At 73.9% G+C, this 19,322-nt stretch carries 19 protein-coding genes; 7 read left to right on the plus strand and 12 right to left on the minus strand.

The annotated features are described in order from the left end of the window. Positions 1–59: 59 nt before the first annotated feature. The 5 genes from paaI to IG84_RS0112490 all read left to right on the plus strand — a co-directional run bounded on the left by paaI (position 60) and on the right by IG84_RS0112490 (position 3,698). Complete coding sequence (paaI, locus tag IG84_RS0112470) at positions 60–437, plus strand: hydroxyphenylacetyl-CoA thioesterase PaaI (protein WP_031055031.1); 378 nt, start codon at positions 60–62, stop codon at positions 435–437. A 5-nt stretch (positions 438–442) separates the two neighbouring features. Then, positions 443–1,792, plus strand: a complete 1,350-nt coding sequence (gene paaK / locus IG84_RS0112475) for a phenylacetate--CoA ligase PaaK (RefSeq protein WP_031055035.1) — start codon at positions 443–445, stop codon at positions 1,790–1,792. Between the two features lie 63 nt (positions 1,793–1,855). Continuing rightward, positions 1,856–2,473 carry a TetR/AcrR family transcriptional regulator gene (locus IG84_RS0112480; protein WP_031055037.1) on the plus strand — a complete coding sequence of 206 codons (618 nt, stop codon included), beginning with the start codon at positions 1,856–1,858 and terminating at the stop codon, positions 2,471–2,473. Positions 2,474–2,725: 252 nt separating this feature from the next. After that, a complete protein-coding gene (gene trxA, locus IG84_RS0112485; protein WP_030249222.1) occupies positions 2,726–3,109 on the plus strand; it encodes a thioredoxin in 384 nt (127 codons plus the stop codon). Next, complete coding sequence (locus IG84_RS0112490; protein ID WP_031055040.1) at positions 3,102–3,698, plus strand: histidine phosphatase family protein; 597 nt, start codon at positions 3,102–3,104, stop codon at positions 3,696–3,698. Before trxA ends, IG84_RS0112490 begins: the two co-directional genes overlap by 8 nt. 105 nt (positions 3,699–3,803) lie before the next feature. On the opposite strand, the gene IG84_RS0112495 is transcribed toward IG84_RS0112490, so the two are convergent. From IG84_RS0112495 to pgfA, 10 genes are all read right to left on the minus strand, one after another. Further along, a complete protein-coding gene (locus tag IG84_RS0112495; RefSeq protein WP_031055044.1) occupies positions 3,804–4,835 on the minus strand; it encodes a rod shape-determining protein in 1,032 nt (343 codons plus the stop codon). Between the two features lie 130 nt (positions 4,836–4,965). Next, positions 4,966–5,613: a hypothetical protein gene (locus tag IG84_RS0112500; protein WP_245659325.1), complete on the minus strand. Its 648-nt coding sequence runs from the start codon at positions 5,611–5,613 to the stop codon at positions 4,966–4,968. Continuing rightward, entirely contained in the window at positions 5,597–6,430 is an 834-nt protein-coding gene (locus tag IG84_RS0112505) for an FkbM family methyltransferase (RefSeq protein ID WP_031055050.1), read from the minus strand. Before IG84_RS0112505 ends, IG84_RS0112500 begins: the two co-directional genes overlap by 17 nt. Then, positions 6,427–6,687 carry a Trm112 family protein gene (locus IG84_RS0112510; RefSeq protein ID WP_031055052.1) on the minus strand — a complete coding sequence of 87 codons (261 nt, stop codon included), beginning with the start codon at positions 6,685–6,687 and terminating at the stop codon, positions 6,427–6,429. The genes IG84_RS0112505 and IG84_RS0112510 overlap by 4 nt, the downstream gene beginning before the upstream one ends. A gap of 85 nt (positions 6,688–6,772) precedes the next feature. Next, positions 6,773–7,525, minus strand: a complete 753-nt coding sequence (locus IG84_RS0112515; RefSeq protein WP_031055054.1) for a class I SAM-dependent methyltransferase — start codon at positions 7,523–7,525, stop codon at positions 6,773–6,775. Then, positions 7,522–8,946 (minus strand): condensation protein, encoded by a 1,425-nt coding sequence (locus IG84_RS0112520; protein ID WP_245659326.1) that lies wholly within the window; start codon positions 8,944–8,946, stop codon positions 7,522–7,524. Before IG84_RS0112520 ends, IG84_RS0112515 begins: the two co-directional genes overlap by 4 nt. Further along, a complete protein-coding gene (locus IG84_RS0112525; protein ID WP_078648787.1) occupies positions 8,943–13,487 on the minus strand; it encodes an alpha-(1->3)-arabinofuranosyltransferase domain-containing protein in 4,545 nt (1,514 codons plus the stop codon). The genes IG84_RS0112520 and IG84_RS0112525 overlap by 4 nt, the downstream gene beginning before the upstream one ends. Next, positions 13,484–14,209 carry a class I SAM-dependent methyltransferase gene (locus IG84_RS0112530; protein WP_031055062.1) on the minus strand — a complete coding sequence of 242 codons (726 nt, stop codon included), beginning with the start codon at positions 14,207–14,209 and terminating at the stop codon, positions 13,484–13,486. Before IG84_RS0112530 ends, IG84_RS0112525 begins: the two co-directional genes overlap by 4 nt. Before the next feature lie 7 nt (positions 14,210–14,216). Continuing rightward, a complete protein-coding gene (locus IG84_RS0112535; protein ID WP_031055066.1) occupies positions 14,217–15,290 on the minus strand; it encodes a glycosyltransferase family 4 protein in 1,074 nt (357 codons plus the stop codon). A gap of 106 nt (positions 15,291–15,396) precedes the next feature. Continuing rightward, a complete protein-coding gene (gene pgfA, locus IG84_RS0112540) occupies positions 15,397–16,431 on the minus strand; it encodes a cell envelope lipid trafficking protein PgfA (RefSeq protein ID WP_078648788.1) in 1,035 nt (344 codons plus the stop codon). Positions 16,432–16,701: 270 nt separating this feature from the next. On the opposite strand from pgfA, the gene IG84_RS41560 reads away from it, so the two are divergent. After that, positions 16,702–16,848, plus strand: a complete 147-nt coding sequence (locus IG84_RS41560) for a hypothetical protein (RefSeq protein ID WP_169749872.1) — start codon at positions 16,702–16,704, stop codon at positions 16,846–16,848. A gap of 97 nt (positions 16,849–16,945) precedes the next feature. Here IG84_RS41560 and IG84_RS0112550 read toward each other — a convergent pair whose 3' ends face one another. Continuing rightward, positions 16,946–17,569, minus strand: a complete 624-nt coding sequence (locus IG84_RS0112550) for a mycothiol-dependent nitroreductase Rv2466c family protein (RefSeq protein ID WP_031055073.1) — start codon at positions 17,567–17,569, stop codon at positions 16,946–16,948. 4 nt (positions 17,570–17,573) lie between these two features. Further along, the gene (locus tag IG84_RS0112555; RefSeq protein WP_078648789.1) at positions 17,574–18,071 is read right to left on the minus strand and encodes a MarR family winged helix-turn-helix transcriptional regulator; all 498 of its coding nucleotides are present in this window, start codon (positions 18,069–18,071) and stop codon (positions 17,574–17,576) included. Between the two features lie 96 nt (positions 18,072–18,167). Between IG84_RS0112555 and IG84_RS0112560 the strand changes: the two genes are divergently transcribed. After that, on the plus strand, positions 18,168–19,187 hold the full coding sequence (locus tag IG84_RS0112560) for an NADP-dependent oxidoreductase (RefSeq protein ID WP_031055078.1): 1,020 nt from the start codon (positions 18,168–18,170) through the stop codon (positions 19,185–19,187). The last annotated feature ends 135 nt before the right edge of the window (positions 19,188–19,322 follow it).

Raw genomic sequence — 19,322 nt, forward strand, 5'->3', positions numbered from 1 at the left:
TTCGGTCGGGCAGCAAGGGTGGTTGATGGCCTGTGGATAACTCCGGTCCGGCACAGCGGATGTTCGCCGCGGACCAGGCGTCGCGGCGGCTCGGAATCGAGCTGCTGGAGGCCGGCGAGGGGTCGGCCCTGCTGCGCATGACCGTGTGCGAAACCATGGTCAACGGGCACGGCATCGCCCACGGCGGCTATCTCTTCCTGCTCGCCGACACGGCCTTCGCCTGCGCCTGCAACAGCCACGGCCCGGTGACCGTGGCCGCCGGCGCCGACGTGACCTTCGTGGCGCCGGCAAAGCAGGGCGACGTCCTCCTCGCACGGGCCGAGGAGCGCACGCGGTACGGGCGGAGCGGCATATACGACGTGAGCGTCCAGCGGGGCGGGGAAGTCATCGCGGAGTTCCGGGGGCGAAGCCGCGTGATCCGAGGTGTGGAGGAATGAGCAGCATGGTCAGCAATCCGACGGCCGCGGCGGCCGAGCGCCGGAAGACCGGCACCCCGCTCCCCGACGAACTCCTGGACGCGGGCGAGCGGCTGAGCCGCGACGAGCTGCGGGCGCAGCAGCTGAAGAACCTTCAGGCCACGCTGCGGCACGCGTACGACAACGTGGAGCTGTACCGCAAGAAGTTCGACGCGGTCGGTGTCCGTCCCGAGGACTGCCGCAGCCTGGCGGACCTGGCGCGCTTCCCCTTCACCACCAAGGCCGACCTGCGCGACACCTACCCCTTCGGGATGTTTGCCGTGCCCATGGCGGACGTCCGCCGCCTGCACGCGTCCAGCGGGACGACGGGCCGCCCCACCGTCGTCGGGTACACCGAGGCCGACCTGGACATGTGGGCGGACGTGTTCGCCCGCTCGATCCGCGCGGCCGGCGGCCGCCCGGGCCACAAGGTCCACAACTCCTACGGATACGGCCTGTTCACCGGCGGGCTCGGCGCGCACTACGGTGCCGAGCGCGCGGGCTGCACGGTCATCCCCGCCTCCGGCGGCATGACCGCCCGTCAGGTCCAGCTCATCCAGGACTTCCGGCCCGAGATCATCCTCGTCACGCCCTCGTACATGCTCACCCTCCTCGACGAGTTCGAGCGGCAGGGCGTCGATCCCCGTACGACCTCCCTGCAGATCGGCATCTTCGGTGCCGAGCCGTGGACCGAGGAGATGCGCCGCGAGATCGAGGAGCGGATGGACATCCACGCGGTCGACATCTACGGCCTGTCCGAGGTCATCGGCCCGGGCGTGGCACAGGAGTGCGTGGAGACCAAGGACGGGCTGCACGTCTGGGAGGACCACTTCTTCCCCGAGGTCGTCGACCCGGTCACCGGAGAGGCGCTGCCTGATGGCGAGGAGGGCGAGCTGACGTTCACCTCGCTGACCAAGGAGGCGCTGCCGGTCATCCGGTACCGCACCCGCGACCTCACCCGGCTGCTGCCCGGCACGGCCCGCCCGAACTTCCGCCGCATCCAGAAGGTCACCGGGCGCTGCGACGACATGATCATCCTGCGCGGGGTGAACCTCTTCCCGTCCCAGATCGAGGAGATCGTGCTGCGCACCCCTGGGGTAGCCCCGCACTTCCAGCTCGAGCTCTCCCGGCGCGGCCGGATGGACCACCTGACCGTACGGGTCGAGGCGCGCGCCGACGCTGGTACGGAGGCCCGCGCGGCGGCCGCGGCGTCGATCGCCAAGGGCGTCAAGGACGGCGTCGGCGTGACCGTGAGCGTCGACATCGTCGACCCGGAGACGCTGGAGCGCTCGGTCGGCAAGCTCAAGCGCATCGTGGACGTGCGCGAGCGGGACTGACGCCCCGCGCCCCAGGTGCGGGCGCCCGCCCGTACCGGAAGCACCCCGTGTCACAGTGAGGGCATGATCAGACGACCCGACCGGAACCCGGGGGCACGGCAGGGCCGGACCACCTACGACCGCGACTCCCTCGTGGAGGTCGCGGTCGCGGTGTTCAACGAGCGCGGTTACGACGGCACCGGCATGGAGGAGCTGGCCCGCAGGCTGGGCATCAGCAAGTCCTCCATCTACCACCACGTCTCCGGCAAGGAAGAGCTGCTCGACCTGGCCGTCGGCCGGGCCCTGGACGCGCTCTTCGCCGTACTCGACGAGCCGTGCGGCGAGCACGCGGATGCCACGGCCCGCCTGGAGCACACCGTCCGGCGCAGCGTCGAGACCCTGGCCGCCGAGCTGCCCTACGTGACGCTGCTGCTGCGCGTGCACGGAAACAGTGAGGCGGAGAAGCGGGCCCTGGAGCGGCGGCGTGAGTTCGATCACCGGGTCGCGGAGCTGGTGCGGCAGGCGGCGGCCGACGGCGGGATACGCGGTGACATCGACCCGGGGCTGATCAGCCGGCTGCTGTTCGGTACGGTCAATTCCCTGATCGAGTGGTACCGCCCGGACGGCGGGCTGTCCGTACCGACGCTGGCCGACGCGCTGGCCACGATGGTCTTCGACGGCCTACGGGCGCAGCGGGACTGACCACCCCAGGGAGCGGCGCTCACCACCTGGTGCCGCGGGTGCCGGGGCCGCGACACGCCCGGGCGTCGGCCCATTCCCGATCGGGCCGAATGCGTATGTCTAGGACGGCGCAACGTGGGCAGGGGTGCCGGACGGCCGCGTGGCGCGGGATGCGGAGCACGGTATGTGGGACACCCTGGTGGAATACGCCCCTCCGCGTCTCCCGTTGACGCGGCTGAACACCGACGACCGGACCGGAAGCAGGGAAAGCACATGAGCACGGTAGAGCTCACCAAGGACAACTTCGACGAGATCGTCTCCGGGAACGACTTCGTCCTCATCGACTTCTGGGCCGAGTGGTGCGGTCCGTGCAAGCAGTTCTCGCCGGTCTTCGAGAAGTCCTCCGAGAAGCACGAGGACCTGATCTTCGCCAAGGTCGACACCGAGGCGCAGCCGGAGCTGGCCGCGGCCTTCCAGATCCAGTCGATCCCCACGGTGATGATCGTCCGGGACAACATCGCGGTCTTCTCGCAGCCGGGCGCGCTCCCCGAGGAGGCTCTCGAGGACGTCATCGGCCAGGCCCGCAACCTGGACATGGACGAGGTCCGCGCATCCGTGGAGGAGGCCCAGAAGGAGCAGCAGGGCGGCGGTGAGTGAACTCCTGCTGATCCGGCACGGTGAGACGGAGTGGAGCCGTTCGGGTCAGCACACCAGCTGGACCGACCTCCCCCTCACCGAGCGCGGCGTCGAGCAGGCCCGTGAACTGGGCCCGCTGCTCGCCGGCCGGAAAGTGGCGCTGACGCTGGTCAGCCCCATGGCCCGGGCCCGCAGGACCGCCGAGCTGGCCGGTCTCACCGACACCGAGGTCGACAGCGACCTGGTGGAGTGGGACTACGGCGGCTACGAAGGCGTGCGCACGGTGGACATCCACCGCACCCGCCCCGAGTGGTTCCTGTTCACCGACGGCGTCGCCCCCGGCCCCGAGGGGCATCCGGGTGAGACGCCCGAGCAGGTGGGGGCGCGCGCCGACCGCGTACTGGCCCGGCTGGCGCCGCGGCGCGCGGCCGCCGACGGAGACGTCGCGCTGGTCGGGCACGCGCACTTCCTGCGCGTGCTGGCCGCCCGTGAGCTGGGGCTGCCCGCGTCCGCAGGCGCGCTCTTCACCTTCGAGACGGGGGCGATCGGCGTGCTCGGCACCGAACACGACCGCCCCGCGGTGGTGGCCTGGAACACCCGGACGCCCTGAGGGGTCCGGCCTTCCCGCATACGTACGGAGCCCGCGAGCCTTCTGACTCGCGGGCTCCGCCGTCTGTAGGGGGCCGTGCGCGCTTCATTAAGGGCCGTGCGCGCTTCAGGGGGTCAGCGGCGCCAGCTCCAGAGGGGAGACATGCCCCTCGATCATCGCGGCCAGCCCCTGTACGGCGCAGGTGTCCGGACGCTCGGCCACCTGGACGGGCATCATCGTGCCCTGCCGGATCATCGGCTCCAGGCCCGGGATCAGCGCGCTGCCGCCGGCCAGCATGATGCCGCGCTCGGCGAGGTCGGCGACCAGGTCGGGCGGGCAGCGCCGCAGCACCTCACTGATGCCGTCGAGGACGCCGGTGAGCCGGGCGGCGATGGCGCGCCGTACCCGTTCGGGCTCCACCTGGACGCAGCGGGCCTCGCCGCTGACCACGTCCCGGCCGTGCACCTCCACCGGGGCCGGTTCGGGGCCGCCGTCACCGGCGAGCGCCAGGTGCAGCGGACGGATGTTCTGGCTGGCCACCATCAGCTCGTGGTGCAGCCGCAGATGCTGTACGACGGCGTGGTCGACGGCCTCGCCGCCTACGGGGACGGTCTCGGCGGCCACGATGGACCCGAGGGACAACACGGCGACCTGCGTCGTGCCGGCCCCGCAGACCACGATCATCGTCGCTTCGGGCTGTTCGACCGGCAGTCCGCAGCCGACGGCGGCGGCCACCATCGTGTCGACCAGTTCCACCCGCCGGGCGCCAAGCCCGGTGAGCGTCTCCACGGCGGCCCGCTGGGTCAGCGGCTCGCTCCCGGCGGGCAGGCAGACCGCCGCCCGCATGGTGGGTTTGCGCCGCCACGCGCGGCGCAGTTTGTCGCCCACGAGCTGTCGCAGCAGCCGCTGGGCCATCTCGATGTCCACGATCGTGCCGTGGCAGACCGGGCGGACCACCCGGATATGGTCCGGGGTCCGGCCCGCCATGTACTCGGCGCGGCCGCCGACGGCTATGAGCGCGCCGGTACGGCTGTTGACGGCTGTGACGGTCGGTTCGTCCACGATCAGGCCGTGGTTCTTCACGTACACCCGGGTGCGCGCCGCGCCGAGGTCGACGGCGACCGAGCAACGACGCAGCTGCCCAACGCTGGTGGTCATGGGATTCCTCCGCGGGTGGGCCGATAGGGGCAGGAGCGGCAGCACACCTCTCGACCGTCATCCTTCTGCCGTACGCGTCCGGCTGCCCGCTGAACGGGGCCGTGCGAGTGGCGTCGCGCCTCGCTCCCGGTCAGTCCAGCAGCCGTTGCAGCAGGCCCCACGTGAACTCCGCGACGCGTGGCTTGGGCGGGCCGGAGGCGGTGCTCGGAGCGGTGAAACCCAGCCGCCAGCGGGTGGGCGCCGAGCCCTCCATCGGGTGGGCCGGGGGGAACGCGCGTGCGACCTCGTCGACGGTGCAGGACCACGGCACCAGGTCGTCGGCCGTTCGGAGTACCGGACCCGACGCGTCCGGGGCGCGGATCAGCCACTCGTTCCACACCGCGCCCCCGGGCGCTGTCAGCACCTCGAAGCGCAGAGTGGGCCAGAGGGACACCGGCCAGGTCAGTGCCCGGCACGTCAGGTCGCCCACCCGGCGGGCGGTGTCGGTCTCCGGCGGGCCCAGGACCGAGCGGTACCGCTGCAGGGCGCCGCGCGACCGGGGCGAGCGGCTCATCGCCTGCCAGCGGCGGTTGGCCTCGCGCATTTCGGGGCGGGTTACGCCCAGAGTGCGCAGCGCGTCCTCCACCAGGCCCGGCTGGTGGTCCGCCATCCGGCGCAGCAGGACCAGTTGGAAGCCGAGCCGGCCCGGCACGCCGAGCGGCCCCTGCGGCCCGCCTCCGGGCTCCTGAAGCCGGCTCCGCGGCTCGCGTGGGGTTCCGGGCTCATCCGTAGGGCTCATGCCGCACATCGTCGCGCAGTACGGGGCGGGTGGCGGCCGGGTTCGTACGGTACGCGGGGTCACCGGGGCCGCGGCCGCGCGGGAGGAAGAGCACGGAGTTGACGTAGCGGCGGTGCGGCACCAGTGTGCGGCGCAGCAGTCCGTGCTCGGCCACATAGGACGTGCGGGCCTGGTGCCCCGGGAGGTCGAAGGCGGCCAAGGGGAGCCAGCGGTCGCCGGGCAGCACCCAGCCTCTGTAGTCGCGCGCCGCGACCCACTCCAGGACCGGGCCGAGCGGCTGGATACGCGTCTCCAGTTCGACGAACAGGGCGGGCCGGTACCGCTCGACGGTGCGTTCGGCGCCGCGCAGCACCGCCGGTTCGGCGCCGTCCACGTCGATCTTGATGAGCGTCACGTCGGACAGCTCCAGATGGTCCAGGGCCACGCAGCGCACCTCCAGGGCGCTGCGGTGCAGCCGGCGGCGCACCAGTGAGGAGACGCCGCGGTCGCCGCGCCCCCCGGGGGTCAGCCATAACGTGGCGATCCCCGAACGGTCGCCGGCCGCGGCCCGCACGACCTCGACGTTGTCGGGTGTCACGGCCGCCAGGAGCCGCGCCAGGTGCGGCACCGGCTCCAGGGTGACGACCCGGTCGGCGCGGCGCGCCAGATGCCGCGCCCAGGGCCCGTACCAGCCGCCCACATCCACGGCGGTGCCGCCGGGCCGGCAGAAGTCGGAGAGCCGGCGCAGTTCGGGCTCGAAGCGCGGGTAGAGCAGCGTGGCGGCGGCGGAGACCAGCCGCGGGGGCAGGTGCGGGGCGAGCCGCGCGGCGAGCGTCACGGCCGGGCCCCGCCCTCGGAGGCGCCCGCCGTACCGTGCGCCCCGCCCGCCGCTTGCATACGGGACAGCAGCCGCTCGTGCTCTTCGGGGGAGACCTGCTCCCCCGAAGAGGGCAGTAACTGCGGCACGCCGTCCAGGATCGGATAGCGGCGGCGCAGCCGGGGGTTGTAGAGCACGTCCTCCGCGGCGATCAGGGCCAGCGGGCCCTTGTCGAGCGGACAGGCGAGTATCCGCAGCAGCGGGTCGTCCGGCTTCATGAATCAGCTCCCTCGTACGAGTGCGGTGGCGGGACGGTGCCGGCCGTCGGCCGCCGGCGGTGCCGGCCCACGGCGCGCGGCACGGCTACCGCCCCGCCCGACGGGCGTGCACCAGCAGGATGGACGCCAGCGACGGCAACCGGCAGAGCGCCCGGTCCAGCGGCCGCAGCGGACGCGGCACATCGTGGTACGGCGCCCCCGCCATCCGTACGACCTCGAACCCGGCAGCCGTCAGGAAACCGCGCAGCGCACGGGCGGTGTAGAGCCGCAGATGGCCGACGACCTGGCTGCCCGGGCGGCCGTGAATGCCGCGCAGGCTCACCTCCGAGAACACCGGCTGCACGCCGGCCAGCAGCAGGCCGCGGTTGTACCAGGCGGCGAGATTGGGCGTGGAGAGCAGCAGATGGCCGCCCGGGCGCAGGACGCGGCGCAGCTCGTCGAGGGCCGCGTCGGGGTCCACGAGATGCTCGACGACCTCGCTGAAGAGCACCGCGTCAGCCACGCCGTCCCCGAAGGGCAGCCCGGTACCGGTGAGTTCGCCGCGCACGGTATACGGGATGCGCGTCGCCGCGCGGCGCAGCGCTTCCTGTGACCAGTCGACGCCCACGAGGCGGTGACCGGGCAGGTGCGGTGCGGTGATGGCCGCCGCCGACCCGTCGCCGCAGCCGACATCGAGGACGGTGGCCGGGGCCCGCCCGCCGTCGGCCGGGCCGAGCGCCCGCGCGAGCATCAGCGCCTGGCGCTGCGCCCGTTCGGCCCCGGAGACGACGGGCACCAACGGGTTCTCGTAGAAGGACCGCAGGCCCCCGGGGCCGTGCCGTGCGCCTGTCGTGGTCATGCGCCGCTCCAGGAGGTCGCCGCCAACGACTCCTCGAAGAGCGCGCACAGGGCGGCGCCCGCCGTGTCGTCCAGCAACGCACGGGACCAGCGCAGGGTGAGCTGGATCCGGCCGCCGGTGGAGACGGTGGCGAGCGACAGCCCGCGTGGCATACGGGCCGGCGCGGAGAACCACACCCCGGTGGCCCGGCCCGCGTCGCCGAAGTCGAACGGGTACGGCACCCGGCCGATGTTGGAGAGCAGGGCGGTGGAGGTCCAGGGCGCGGCGGTGGCTCGCGCGCGGCGGGTGACGGCGGCCCGTACGCCGACGGGCAGCACGGGGGCGGTGAGGGCGGCGCCCGTGAGCCCCAGCGGGCGGCCCGGCGTGGCCTTGAGGGCGCGGGTGCGGGCCGCGGTGCGGTGCAGCAGCCGGGCGACCGCCGCCGGGTCCGGTGGCCCCGAGGCGGCGGCCGACGCCGCGTCCCGGAGATCCGCTGGTCCGAAGCGCACCGGAACCAGCCGGGTCCCGTTGCCGAGCGGCATCCCGGTACCGCGCGGCCGGTCGTCGACCGGCATGGTGAGCACCACGGGAGCGGCGCGAGTGCCGTGCAGGCGGTTCCAGCGGGTCACCATCAGGAAGGCGGCCACGAGGAGTTGGTCGTTGACCGTGTGCGCGGACCGGGCCGCTCCGGGGGCGCGGGGCGGCCGGTCCGGTACGGGCAGTTCGGTCAGGAGCATGCCGTTGCCGTTGTTGGGGGCCGTGCCGGCACGGTCGGCGGCGATGCGGGCCGGAGGGCGCAGTGCGGTGCTTACGGGGGCCGCGCCGCCCTTACGGACGCGCCGGGCGGCCGGCTCCGGGGCGCGTACGGGAGGCGGCGCGGGGGAGTTGGCCGCGCCGCCGTACAGCTCGGCGGTGGTCGCCAGCAGGCGCAGGCAGGACGGGGCGTCCAGCGCGGTGTGGTGGGCGGTGAGAAGCAGCACGGTGCCGGTGCCCGTACCGGTGGCCTGTTCGATCACCGCCAGGCGTACGGGCGGCCCGGCGTCCAGGGGCGGGCAGTCGGCAAGTGCCCGCTCCCGGGCGCGGCGCAGCGCCCCCGGATCCGGCCCGGAGAAGGACACCGGAGCCAGGTCCGGCGCGCCGGCCGGCTCCCATACGTACCGCCGGTGCCACCAGCGCCCGGGGGCCTGCCGCAGCAGCGCCCTCGGGTGCCGCGCCAGCGCCTGCCCGAATGCGGCGCGCAGCCGCGGGTGGTCCATGCGTTCCGGCAGGTGTACCTCCACGTGCACGGTCTCCGGCTCGGCTTCCTGGGCGCAGTGCCGGGCGATCTCGTCCACGAGGGTGAAGGGGATGGGGCGGGGAGGCGGATCGGTGGTGCGCGGCGCCCCGGGCGGGTGCGGGGGCGTCTTGGGGGCCGTGGGGGTCATGGGTGTCATCGGGGTCATGGGCCGGGTTCCTCCCCGTCCTTCTCCTCGCGCGGCTGACTGTTGCGCGGATCGCTGTCGCGCCTCCTCCGGCGCGGCAGGGGAGGCCGCGGTGTCTCCTTCTGGCGGGGCGGCGTCTGTTCCTCGGGAGGAGACGTCTCCTCCTTCGGAGAGGGCGTCTGCTCCTCGGAAGGTGACATCCCCGCTTCAGGAGGCGGTGCCTTCGTCTCCGGAGGCGGTTCCTCCGTGGGTACGGGTGGGAGGACCGCCGTGTCGTCCTCGGAGCCCGGCGGAATGCCGCCGTCGGCCGGGAGCAGCCGCGTGGGGGCGGGTTCCCGGCCGGGCGCGCCCGCCTCAGCCGCCTCTTCCACCGACTCCGGCTCCGGCTCCGGCGCCCTCCGCTTCCGCCGCAGTCGCCACGACGCCGGCCACAGCCGTCCCGGTGGCACCGTCACCAGCGCCGCCGCCAGGGCGAGCAGGGCGAGGGCCTGGGCCGGGGCGCTGAACGGGCCGCGGCCGAGCGAGGCCGGGAGGCCCGCTCCGAAGGACGCCACGACGCCGGCCGCCGCCATCGCGAGAAAGGCGAGCGGCGCGAGGACGCCCGGACGGGCGCGGGCGAGCACCGCGAGCACCGGTACGGCCGCGGCGTACGGTCCGGTGGCGAGTGCCAGCACGGCGGTGAGCACGACGACGCCGAGCACCCAGGAGGGCGCGGGCGGCGCCACCGGTACCGGCGTCTCGCCCGCCCCGTGGCGCCGTCGTATCAGCGCGCACGCCGCCACCAGGAGCACGCCGACGGCCCCGAGGATCAGCCCCAGCCGGTACTGCGCGGCCGGCGCGTAGTACAGGTGGACGGTGCCGCCCCCGCCAGCCGGGATCAGGAACGCCTGCTGCCAGCCGTCCACCCGCAGCGGGGTGAGCGGCCGGCCGTCCAGGGTGGCGCGCCAGCCCGCGTTGGCGTTCTCGTACGTCTGGAGGTAGACCGCGCGCCCGGGGCCGACGTAGGCGTCCCGGCTGTCGCCCGACCAGTCGGCGCCCGCGATGACCCGGCGCGGCGCGACGGCCGTCGGCGCCGCGGTGCCGCGGCGGAGCGTCACGTCGGTCAGCGCGAGCGGCCCGTGGTCGCCGGCCTCGACGCGGTGCCGCCCGGCGGGCAGGGCGACCCGGCCGCCCTCCGCACGGCACAGCTCGACCTCGACGGGGCGGCGCTGCACCAGGTCGCGGACCAGGCCGGAGGACTTGGTGGCGTACGGGACGCCGTCGATGGTGAGGGCGGGGCCCCGGCCACAGGGCAGCGAGAAGCGCGCGTCCCGTCGGGGCGGCGGGGTGCGGTACTTCTTGAGGGCGGGGAGGTAGATCTCGCTGAGCCCCACGGGCAGTTGGAGCGGCTGACCGGCGACGGGGTTGTGCAGGGTCAGCGGCGCGACCCGGGAGACGGTGATGTCGAGGCGGTCGGTGGTGATCGGGTCGAAGCGGGCCGTGCCGTTCTCGTCGACCCCGGCGGTGGCCGCCCCGTAGGGGGAGTTGACCAGGATCTGTTCGGGACGCGCCGAAATGCCACCGGCGGCGGGCAGCACCATCGTGTCGATCTTCTTCTTGCCGGGCCAGCGCAGGTGGACCGTGGGAGTGTCCCCGGCGATCCAGGCGGTGGTCAGATCACCGTCCACGAGGTTGCGCGGGCTGAGCGACTGCCCAGTCGTGCTGGTGGAGTCGGCGGTGACGGTGATCCGGCGGCGCTGTTCGGGCGCGGCCTTCGTGAGCAGCGCGTCCAGGGCGCGGCCGGGGACCGCCAGCGCCTCGGCGGAGATCCGGTACGAGCCGTCGGCCCCGGTACGGAACTGGCGGTGCAGCCCGGTCTCCGCCGCGCCCGGGGAGAGCCCGCCGGGGTCGCTGCCCCGGTGCAGCGCGTACGTGGTGGCGGGCGCGTCCGGGTACGTGGCGTCGGCGGGGAGCCGGAGGAGCCGGGTGACCCGGACGCCGGGGACGGCGACCTCGGAGATGCCCGCGCCGGAGACCCCGGGGCGCGGCTGCTCCGCCCCCACGAGGGTGATCTTCAGCCACTTCGCCCGCCCCGGGGGCGCCTTGACCGGCTGCCGCCGCCCGTCGGTGCGCAACTGGCTGACCGCGCTACCGCGGTCCGTGGTGACGCGTACGGCCGTGGGAGCGGCGCGCAGCCCGTCCCCGGGCAGCGGGGTCAGCGAGAGCCTCGCGGGGACGTCCACGGGGCGGCTGAAGGCGATCCTCAGCCACTGGCCCACCGGTTCGCCCGCGCTGCCCTCCGCCCAGGCGGTGTCCGGGTCGCCGTCGAAGGCGTGCACCGGGTCGTACTGGGGGAGGTGGAAGAGCCAACTGCCGCTGGAGGACGCGGTGACCGCGCGGGCGCCGCGCAGCACGGCGGTGGTCTGGTGCTCGATGCCGTGGGTGGGCAGGATCTGGCGCGGCAGGCGCCCGGGGTCCTGCACGCTGTCCGGGCCGTTCCGCTCGCCGGGGGTGTATGTGTAGGACGTGTTGGTGTTGACCAGGCCGAAGCGGGTATCGGCGCGGCGCAGGCCGTCCCCGGTGAGCTGGAGCGCCGGATTGTCGACACCGGGGTGCGCGTCGCCGGTCAGTACGGCCGGCCGGTCGCGCAGCCCGGGGTCGGCGGCGAACTGCAGCAGCGCTTCGGGGCCGCCGCTGAGCTGCGCGGTGTCGGCCGCGGCCTTCACGGTGAGGGGCCCCGGCCGCGGGGTGCCCACCGGCTCGTAGATCTCCACCGCGCGCTGCCTCGGGTACAGCCCCTGCACCTGGACCGGGGTGCCGGCCGCGATCCGGCCACTGGTGGTCAGCGGCCCGAAGGAGGCGACCTTCCGGTAGCCGGACGCCACGAGGGTGCGCCGGACGGTCTGCGGGGGGACGTACCCGATCTGGTCGGGGTCCAGGTCGTTGCGCACCACGACGTTGTAGAGCCCTGAGCGGGCCAGGAAGCCGCGCAGGCCCGGCACTTGGGCGCCGGTCATCAGTGCCTGCTCCACGGCGTCCATCGTGCGCCGTGAGCCCTTCGTCCCGAAGGGGACGAAGTCGCGCTGCGCCCACCGGGATTCGGCGAGCACGTCCAGTGGCTGGTCGATGGGGGAGCCCCAGGTGTACAGGCCGTGCGCGGTGGCGGGGACGACCAGCGCGCGGTCGTCGGGGCTGTGCTCCTTCAGCCAGTCGGCGGTGCGCTGCCAGTGGGCGGGCAGCCGCGTGAAGGCGCCGGACTGCAGGACGGTGCCGTTCAGGTAGGGCAGCGCGAGGGCAGGGAGCAGCAGGAACGCGACGATCAGGGGCACGTACCACCGGCCGCCGCGTACCGGACGGCGCTCGCGCGGCCCGTATGCCGCGCCCGTGAGGTGCGCCAGCCCGTACGCCAGCGCGAGGGCGAGGCCCGGCGCGAACTTGTAGACGTTGCGGAACGGCTGCAGCGGCCCGTCCAGCCAGGCGCGCACCTGCTCGTGCAGCGGGCCGCCCAGCGCGCCCCCGTACCCGGCCAGCGTGACCGTCACGACGGCCAGCACCGTCAGCAGCAGCCAGCGCCGCTCGGGCAGGTCCCGGCGGGCGAGTCCGGCCAGGCCCAGCGCGGCGGTGAGCGCGGTGCCGAGCATCGTGAAGGCCCCCGCGACCAGCGTCCAGCCGGCCGGCAGCCAGGGCTCGCCGAAGTTCAGGTACGCGACCCAGTTCCCGGCGCCGCGCAGAAGTTCGGTGGCCGACATGGTGGCGGTGGTGGTGTCGGCCTGCTCGATGTACGGCATGAAGTTCTCGCCGTGCAGGCCCAGGAGGAGCAGCGGTATCGACCACCATGCGGTGGCCAGCACCACGCCCGGCAGCCACCAGGCCAGGAGCCGCCACCTCCGGGAGCCGGTACGGGTGAGCACGTAGAGCAGCGCGGGCAGCAGCGCGGCGAGTGTGCAGGCCGCGTTGACGCCGCCCATGAAGGGGACCAGCAGCGCCGAACGGGCCGCCGCCAGACGCGCGGTGCGGCGCGGGTCCGCCAGCGGCAGCAGGACCCACGGGAGGACCGCGCCCGGCAGCGCGGCCGCGGACGTGGAGCCGATGACGATGGTGAAGGCGGGCCACAGTGCATACGTGGCGGCGCCCAGCAACCGAGATGGCGGACTGCCCACCTTCAGGCGCTCGGCCAGCCGCAGCGCTCCCCAGAAGGCGGTGGTCACCACCAGGGACAGCCACAGCCGTTCGGCGATCCAGACCGGCAGGTGCGCCAGGTCGGCCAGCGCGTAGTACGGGAGCATCGGGAAGGCATAGCCGACGTACTGGTCGGCGAGGCCGCCGAACCCGGCCCGGTCGTGCCACAGGCTCCCGAGGTCGACGAGGAACCGCCACGGGGCCAGCACCACGCCGAGCTTGGTCTCGAAGGTCATCCGGCCCGGCGATGGCGCCAGGAAGGCGACGAAGGCGGCCGCCCAGAAGGCGAGCAGCCAGCTCCGCCGCCGTGGCCGCTCCGGTGGCGGCCCGCCGGGCGCGGGCGTCGGGGTGCTCCCCGGGTCGGGGGAGCCCGGAGAGCGCGAGGTGGCGAGCGTCTGGGTCATGGCAACCGCCGGAGTATGAGAAGGAGGTTCCAGGTGGCGACCTCGCGCACGCCGGGCAGGCGGGCGACGGCGCCGGCCAGGAACGGCGCATAGCGGGACCGCGCGGCGAGCACCTCGATGTCCCGGCGGGCCCGTACCTGGCGCAGCGTGGGCCCGACATGGAGAGCGAAGAGGTTCTCCCCGAGGGTGTGCTTGGGGCTGCGCCCGGTGCGCCGCCGGTAGCGGTCGCGGGCCCGGCGCGCGCCCAGGTAGTGCCAGGGCGCCGTCTCGTGCCCGCCCCAGGGGGACAGCCAGTTGGTGAAGGCGACGTAGATCAGCCCATCGGGGCGGGTGACCCGCACCATCTCGCTGAGGAAGGTACGCGGGTCGGCGACGTGTTCGAGGACGTTGGAGGAGAAGCAGATGTCGGCGGCGCCGTCCGCGAGCGGCAGCAGGTAGCCGTCGGCGCGCACCGCGCCTTCTGGCGGTGCGCCGCGCGCGTACAGTTCGGCCGGGTCCGGTTCGAGGAGCACCGCGAGCGCGCCGCGGCGGCGGAACTCCTCGGTGAAGTGCCCCGCGCCGCCGCCGACATCGGCCACCACGGCCCCGGCCAGCGGGGCGTACCGCTCGAGCTGGTCGGCCGCGTCCCGGGCGAGCAGCCCGTAACAGCCCTCGGGGTCGGTCTGCTCGTGCCGGAAGGCGCGGAGGAGGGCGAGGGACCTGCGCAGCGAAGGATCGCGCACCGCCGCTTCACCGCCCCCGTGCCGTGTACGCGGCCTCCGCGGCCACCGCGCGGAAGCTGCGGACCGTGGCGCTCCACCGGAAGCGCGCGGCGCGCAACTCGGCCGCGGCGCCCAGCGCGTGGCGGCGCTCCGGGCTGAAGGCGAGCGCGCACCAGTGGGCGGCGAACGCGCTCTCGCCCCGGGCGAGCAGCCCGGTCACCCCGTCCAGTACGGAGTCGCGCAGGCCCGGTATGTCGAAGCCGACGGCCGGGGTGCGCCGGGCCGCGGCCTCCATGACCACCAGGCCCCAGCCCTCGACCAGCGAGGGGTGCAGCAGCAGCCAGGAGCGGCAGAGCAGCTCGTGCTTCTCCCGCTCGGTGACGCGGCCCGTGAAGCGGACGCCGGGGCCCGCCAGGGCCTCCAGGCGGCGCCGCTCGGGCCCGTCCCCGACGATGACCAGGCGGCCCCCGGTGACCGGCCGTACGCGCTCCCACAGCCGCAGGAGCAGGCCGATCCGCTTGTACTCGACGAGTCTGCCCATGGCCAGGAACAGTGGTTCGGGGGACTTCGGGAGCAGCGGACCCGGCGGTTCGACGCCGTTGTGGACCAGCCGGACGCGGTCCCGCGGCACACCCAGGCCGTGCAGCGCCTCGGCGGTCGACCCGGAGACCGCGACCATCAGGTTGCCGCGGTGGGTGCCGGCCAGTGCCCACCGCTCCAGGCGGCGGCCCAGGAAGGCGGCGGGGGCCGGGCAGCGCAGCCCCCACAGGTCGGTGTGGACGTGGTTGACCAGGCACAGGGTCGGGCCGCTGTGCCACAGGGGCGCCAGGTACGGCATACCGTTGCAGACCTCCACCAGCAGGTCGCAGCCGCCGACCTTGCGGGCGAACCGGCCGCGGGCGCGCAGGAAGTGGCTCCCGCCGCCCCCCCCCCCGACCCCCCCGGAGCCCCGGGGGGCGGGCCGGCCCCAGACGATGCGGTGCGGAACGGGCTGTGGCGCTGTACGGGGCGCTCTGCGGGCGTGCGGACGCAGCGGCTCGTGCCAGGGGCTTACGGGCTCCAGGGCAGGGGCGTGCGGCAGCGGTGGCACGTGCTGGGGCATCTGCGCTCCCACTCGTCTCAGGGTGCGGTACCCAGGGTGGGGGACGTACTGCGTACTGAGCCGCGCGGAACGAGCCGACCGGAAAGCGCCGGTGGCCCGAGGGTGGTCAGTGTGCGCCGCGTCCTTCTTCGTGGCCGGATGCCGGAGTGGCGAACTCCGGCCCCGCGCCTTCGTGTTCGTCCTCGGGAGGGGTGGCCTCCGGCCGCGGCCGCCGCCCGATGGCGACCAGTACCGCGCCCGCCAGGGCCAGGACGCCGCCCGCTCGTGCCGCCCACTGAGGAACCGTCTCACCGGCCAGCTCCCGCTTCGTGGCGTCCGCTTCCGCCAGGGCCGCCTGGGCCCGGCGGGTGGCGGGCGTGAAGCGCAGCCGGTGGCCGTCCAGCAGCGTGACCACGTCCCGCTGCCCGCCGGGCGGCCGCAGCGTCCTGCGCGGCGAGGTCATCGCGTCGATGATCCGGCCGCTCAGCGGGTCGACGACCAGCCGGATCCCGGCGTTGGCGTACCACTCCTCGGCCTGGATCTGCGGCTGCCGCGGCCGGTCCACGAACCTGCCCGGCACCTGGCGGGTGCCGGTCCTGGCCGCCGGCACCGATCCGGTGAAGACGTAGCCCCGATAGCCCGCCACCCGCCGCGTCCCGGCATACCGGAGCGGCACCGCCTCCCGGAGCGTGTCGTCCCACCACCGGTAGGTGCGCCGCTGCACATCGAAGGGGAACTTCAGGTACGCCTCGCCCTCGTAGCGCGTGGGGGACTCGGCACAGCAGTGCACCGGTTCGTTCGTCCGCCGGTCGGTGACCCAGCGCCCGGTGGTCCACAGGAGCGCCTTGCGGGGGTCCTTCAGGCGCAGCGTCCGCGGCGTATCGATGGTCGTGGACACGTCCCAGACGGCCCGCCCGGTGCGTTCACTGTCCGCCACGTCACCGAGCACGTGCCGGGTGATCGTGAGGCGGCCCTTTCTGGTCTCCAGGTCCTCGGTCTCGAAGTAGCGCCCGGTCCCGGTGAGCACCGTGGTGACATCGACGTCCACGGGGGTCCGCTTCGCCTGCGGCTCGACGTACCAGGTCAGCATGGCCGCCAGTACCAGCAGGAACACGCCGCTGCCGAGCAGGGCCAGGGACAGGGGTGAGGCAGTCTTCCGCATACGGGCACTCCTGTGAGGCAGGCGCGGGGCACTCCCTGAGAGCCCGTGCCGGGCTCCGAGCGGCACACCGTAGCGGCGCACCTGCCGGGCCGGGCGCCGGTGCCTGGAGGTGGGCCGAACGGGCACGGAAGCGGGCCGAAACCGTGCCGGCGGTCGTACTCCGCCATGGGCCGGGGGCAGTAGACGCGCCTTGACACCCCGTCAGCGCCCGCCGAGACTCTGGGCGCCGCACACGGCGGCGAGGTACCACGACGAAGGGTCCGCCGCGTCATGCCACGACTGCTCGCCGCCGCCCTGACCTGTCTGGCCGCCGCCGCGCTGGCCGTCGGCGCGGGCCTCGGCGCCGTCGCCGTGCTGCACGCCCCCCCGGAGCAGCCGAACGTCCCGCTGGTCACCTTCGAACGGACCGGCGGGTAGGGAGAGCGAGGGCGCCGCCCGCCCCGGTGCGGCGAGCGGCGCTGCGCCTACGGGCCGGCTGCCGTGCGCACTTCGGGACGGCCGCCGCGCCCTCGGGTCAGCTGAAGTCCAGGTCCCCGGTGCGGGTCCGCTTCAGCTCGAAGAACTTGTCGTAACCGGCGAGCAGGCGGGCGCCGTCGAAGACCCGTACCGCTTCCTCGCCGCGCGGGATCGCGGACAGTACGGGACCGAAGAAGGCCACGCCGTCGATGTGGATCGTGGGCGTGCCGACCTCGTAGCCGACCGGGTCCATGCCTTCGTGGTGGCTCGCGCGCAGCGCCTTGTCGTACGCGGTGCTGTGGGCCGCCTCGGCCAGCTCGGCGGGGAGCCCCACCTCGGCCAGCGCCTCCGCGATCACCGCGTCCGTCTCCTCGCCGCGGCCCTCGTTGTGGATGCGCGTGCCGAGCGCGGTGTACAGGTCGCGCAGCACCTCCTCGCCGCGCTGCTGTGCCGCGGCGATGCAGACGCGGACCGGGCCCCAGCCCCGTTCGAGCAGCTCTTTGTACTGCTCGGGGAGGTCCTCGCGGCCTTCGTTCAGGACGGCCAGGCTCATGACCCGGAAGCGCAGGTCCAGGTCGCGGTGGCGCTCCACTTCCAGGATCCAGCGGGAGGAGATCCAGGCGAAGGGGCAGAGCGGGTCGAAGTAGAAATCGACGGCGGTACGGCTGTTTTCGGTACTCATGGCCTCACCGTAGAGGCGCGGAGCCCTCTCCGGGGTCGGTACCGGCAGCACCCGCCGTGTCCTCCGTGTCGTCCTCGGCGTCCATGCCTAGCATCCGCCGCAGCAGCTCCTTGAGCACTGTCCGCTCGGCGAACGTCAGCCCACCCAGCGGCTCGCGCGCGAAGCCGAGCGCGGCCCGCAGCTCCTCCGCCGTGCTCCGGCCCGCCTCGGTCGGCGCGGCGAGCTTCACGCGGCGGTCGGCCGGGTCGGGGCGGCGCTCGACCAGGCCGCGGGACTCCAGGCGGTCCACGATCCCCGTGACGTTCGACGGCTCGCACTTCAGGCGCTGCGCGATGCGGCGCATGGGCAGCGGCTCGCGCGCGAGGAGTCCCAGCACCCGGGCCTGGGCACCCGTGAGCGCATGCTCGGCCGCCGCGTGCTCGTACTCCTCGTGGTAACGGGCGACGACGGTGCCGATCAGTTCCACGACCTCGAGGGTCAACGGGTCGGTGCGAGGCGTCATACGGATGAGGATACCCCGTTGCTTGACAACCTGAAATATTGAGGAGCATGGTTGTTTCAGTACATGAAGCATCTGCCGCATCAGGAGGCTCCGGGCATGTCTGCACTCCCCACGACCGGCCGCGAATGGCACCTCGTCGCCCGCCCGCAGGGCTGGCCGACCCCGGCCGACTTCGCCCTGCGCGAGGCGCCGGTCGCCGAGCCCGGTGAGGGCCAGGTCCTGGTCCGCAACATCCACTTCTCCGTCGACCCGTACATGCGCGGCCGCATGAGCACGGCGAAGTCGTACGTCGAGCCGTTCGAGCTGGACAAGCCCATGCAGGGCGGCGCGGTCGGCGAGGTCATCGCCTCCAACGCCGAGGGCTTCGAGGTCGGCGACCACGTCCTGCACTTCCTCGGCTGGCGCCAGTACGCCACGGTCAACGCGAAGTCCGCGGTGAAGGTCGACCCCGAGGCCGCCCCGCTGAGCACGTACCTCGGTGTGCTGGGCATGCCGGGCCTGACCGCCTACGCCGGCCTGCTCCGCGTCGCCGACTTCAAGGAGGGCGACGCGGTCTTCGTCTCCGGCGCGGCCGGTGCGGTCGGCGGCCAGGTCGGCCAGATCGCCAAGCTCAAGGGCGCGTCCCGGGTGATCGGCTCGGCCGGTTCGGACGAGAAGGTCAAGGTCCTCCTGGAGGAGTACGGCTTCGACGCGGCGTTCAACTACAAGAACGGCCCGGTGAAGGACCAGCTCAAGGAGGCCGCGCCCGACGGCATCGACGTCTACTTCGACAATGTCGGCGGCGACCACCTCGAGGCGGCCATCGCGGCGCTGAACCTGCACGGCCGCATCGCCGTCTGCGGCATGATCTCCCAGTACAACGCGACCGAGCCGACCCCGGCCCCGCGCAATCTGGCCCAGATCATCGCCAAGCGCTTCCGCATGGAGGGGCTGCTCGTCGGCGACCACTACGACCTTCAGCCGAAGTTCGTCGAGGAGGTATCCGCCTGGGTGCGGTCCGGCGAGCTGAAGTACCGCGAGACGTTCGTGGAGGGCATCGAGAACGGCGTCGAGGCGTTCCTCGGCCTCCTCCGCGGCGAGAACACCGGCAAGATGGTCGTCAGCCTGCCCGCCTGACGCGCCACGGCAGCCGTGGGAGCGCGCCGGCGCCCTGCCGATAAGCAGGTGCGTCGTCGTCCGGCGGCTGCCACCGCCCTACCGGCTACCGGGAGCCGTCGCCGTACCGGCGGCTGCTGGAGATTGCCATCGCCT

It is taken from the genome of Streptomyces ochraceiscleroticus, from assembly GCF_000720485.1.
Lineage (GTDB): Bacteria > Actinomycetota > Actinomycetes > Streptomycetales > Streptomycetaceae > Streptomyces > Streptomyces ochraceiscleroticus.

What these genes read in the sequence shown, in the direction of transcription:
- IG84_RS0112555 (WP_078648789.1), bottom strand. Translation starts at nt 18,071, where the DNA reads ATGACGCCTCGCACCGACCCGTTGACCCTCGAGGTCGTGGAACTGATC.
- trxA (WP_030249222.1), top strand. Translation starts at nt 2,726, where the DNA reads ATGAGCACGGTAGAGCTCACCAAGGACAACTTCGACGAGATCGTCTCC.
- IG84_RS0112550 (WP_031055073.1), bottom strand. Translation starts at nt 17,569, where the DNA reads ATGAGTACCGAAAACAGCCGTACCGCCGTCGATTTCTACTTCGACCCG.
- paaK (WP_031055035.1), top strand. Translation starts at nt 443, where the DNA reads ATGGTCAGCAATCCGACGGCCGCGGCGGCCGAGCGCCGGAAGACCGGC.
- IG84_RS41560 (WP_169749872.1), top strand. Translation starts at nt 16,702, where the DNA reads ATGCCACGACTGCTCGCCGCCGCCCTGACCTGTCTGGCCGCCGCCGCG.
- IG84_RS0112560 (WP_031055078.1), top strand. Translation starts at nt 18,168, where the DNA reads ATGTCTGCACTCCCCACGACCGGCCGCGAATGGCACCTCGTCGCCCGC.
- IG84_RS0112535 (WP_031055066.1), bottom strand. Translation starts at nt 15,290, where the DNA reads ATGCCCCAGCACGTGCCACCGCTGCCGCACGCCCCTGCCCTGGAGCCC.
- IG84_RS0112500 (WP_245659325.1), bottom strand. Translation starts at nt 5,613, where the DNA reads ATGAGCCCTACGGATGAGCCCGGAACCCCACGCGAGCCGCGGAGCCGG.
- IG84_RS0112495 (WP_031055044.1), bottom strand. Translation starts at nt 4,835, where the DNA reads ATGACCACCAGCGTTGGGCAGCTGCGTCGTTGCTCGGTCGCCGTCGAC.
- IG84_RS0112525 (WP_078648787.1), bottom strand. Translation starts at nt 13,487, where the DNA reads ATGACCCAGACGCTCGCCACCTCGCGCTCTCCGGGCTCCCCCGACCCG.
- IG84_RS0112510 (WP_031055052.1), bottom strand. Translation starts at nt 6,687, where the DNA reads ATGAAGCCGGACGACCCGCTGCTGCGGATACTCGCCTGTCCGCTCGAC.
- paaI (WP_031055031.1), top strand. Translation starts at nt 60, where the DNA reads ATGTTCGCCGCGGACCAGGCGTCGCGGCGGCTCGGAATCGAGCTGCTG.
- IG84_RS0112520 (WP_245659326.1), bottom strand. Translation starts at nt 8,946, where the DNA reads ATGACCCCGATGACACCCATGACCCCCACGGCCCCCAAGACGCCCCCG.
- pgfA (WP_078648788.1), bottom strand. Translation starts at nt 16,431, where the DNA reads ATGCGGAAGACTGCCTCACCCCTGTCCCTGGCCCTGCTCGGCAGCGGC.
- IG84_RS0112480 (WP_031055037.1), top strand. Translation starts at nt 1,856, where the DNA reads ATGATCAGACGACCCGACCGGAACCCGGGGGCACGGCAGGGCCGGACC.
- IG84_RS0112515 (WP_031055054.1), bottom strand. Translation starts at nt 7,525, where the DNA reads ATGACCACGACAGGCGCACGGCACGGCCCCGGGGGCCTGCGGTCCTTC.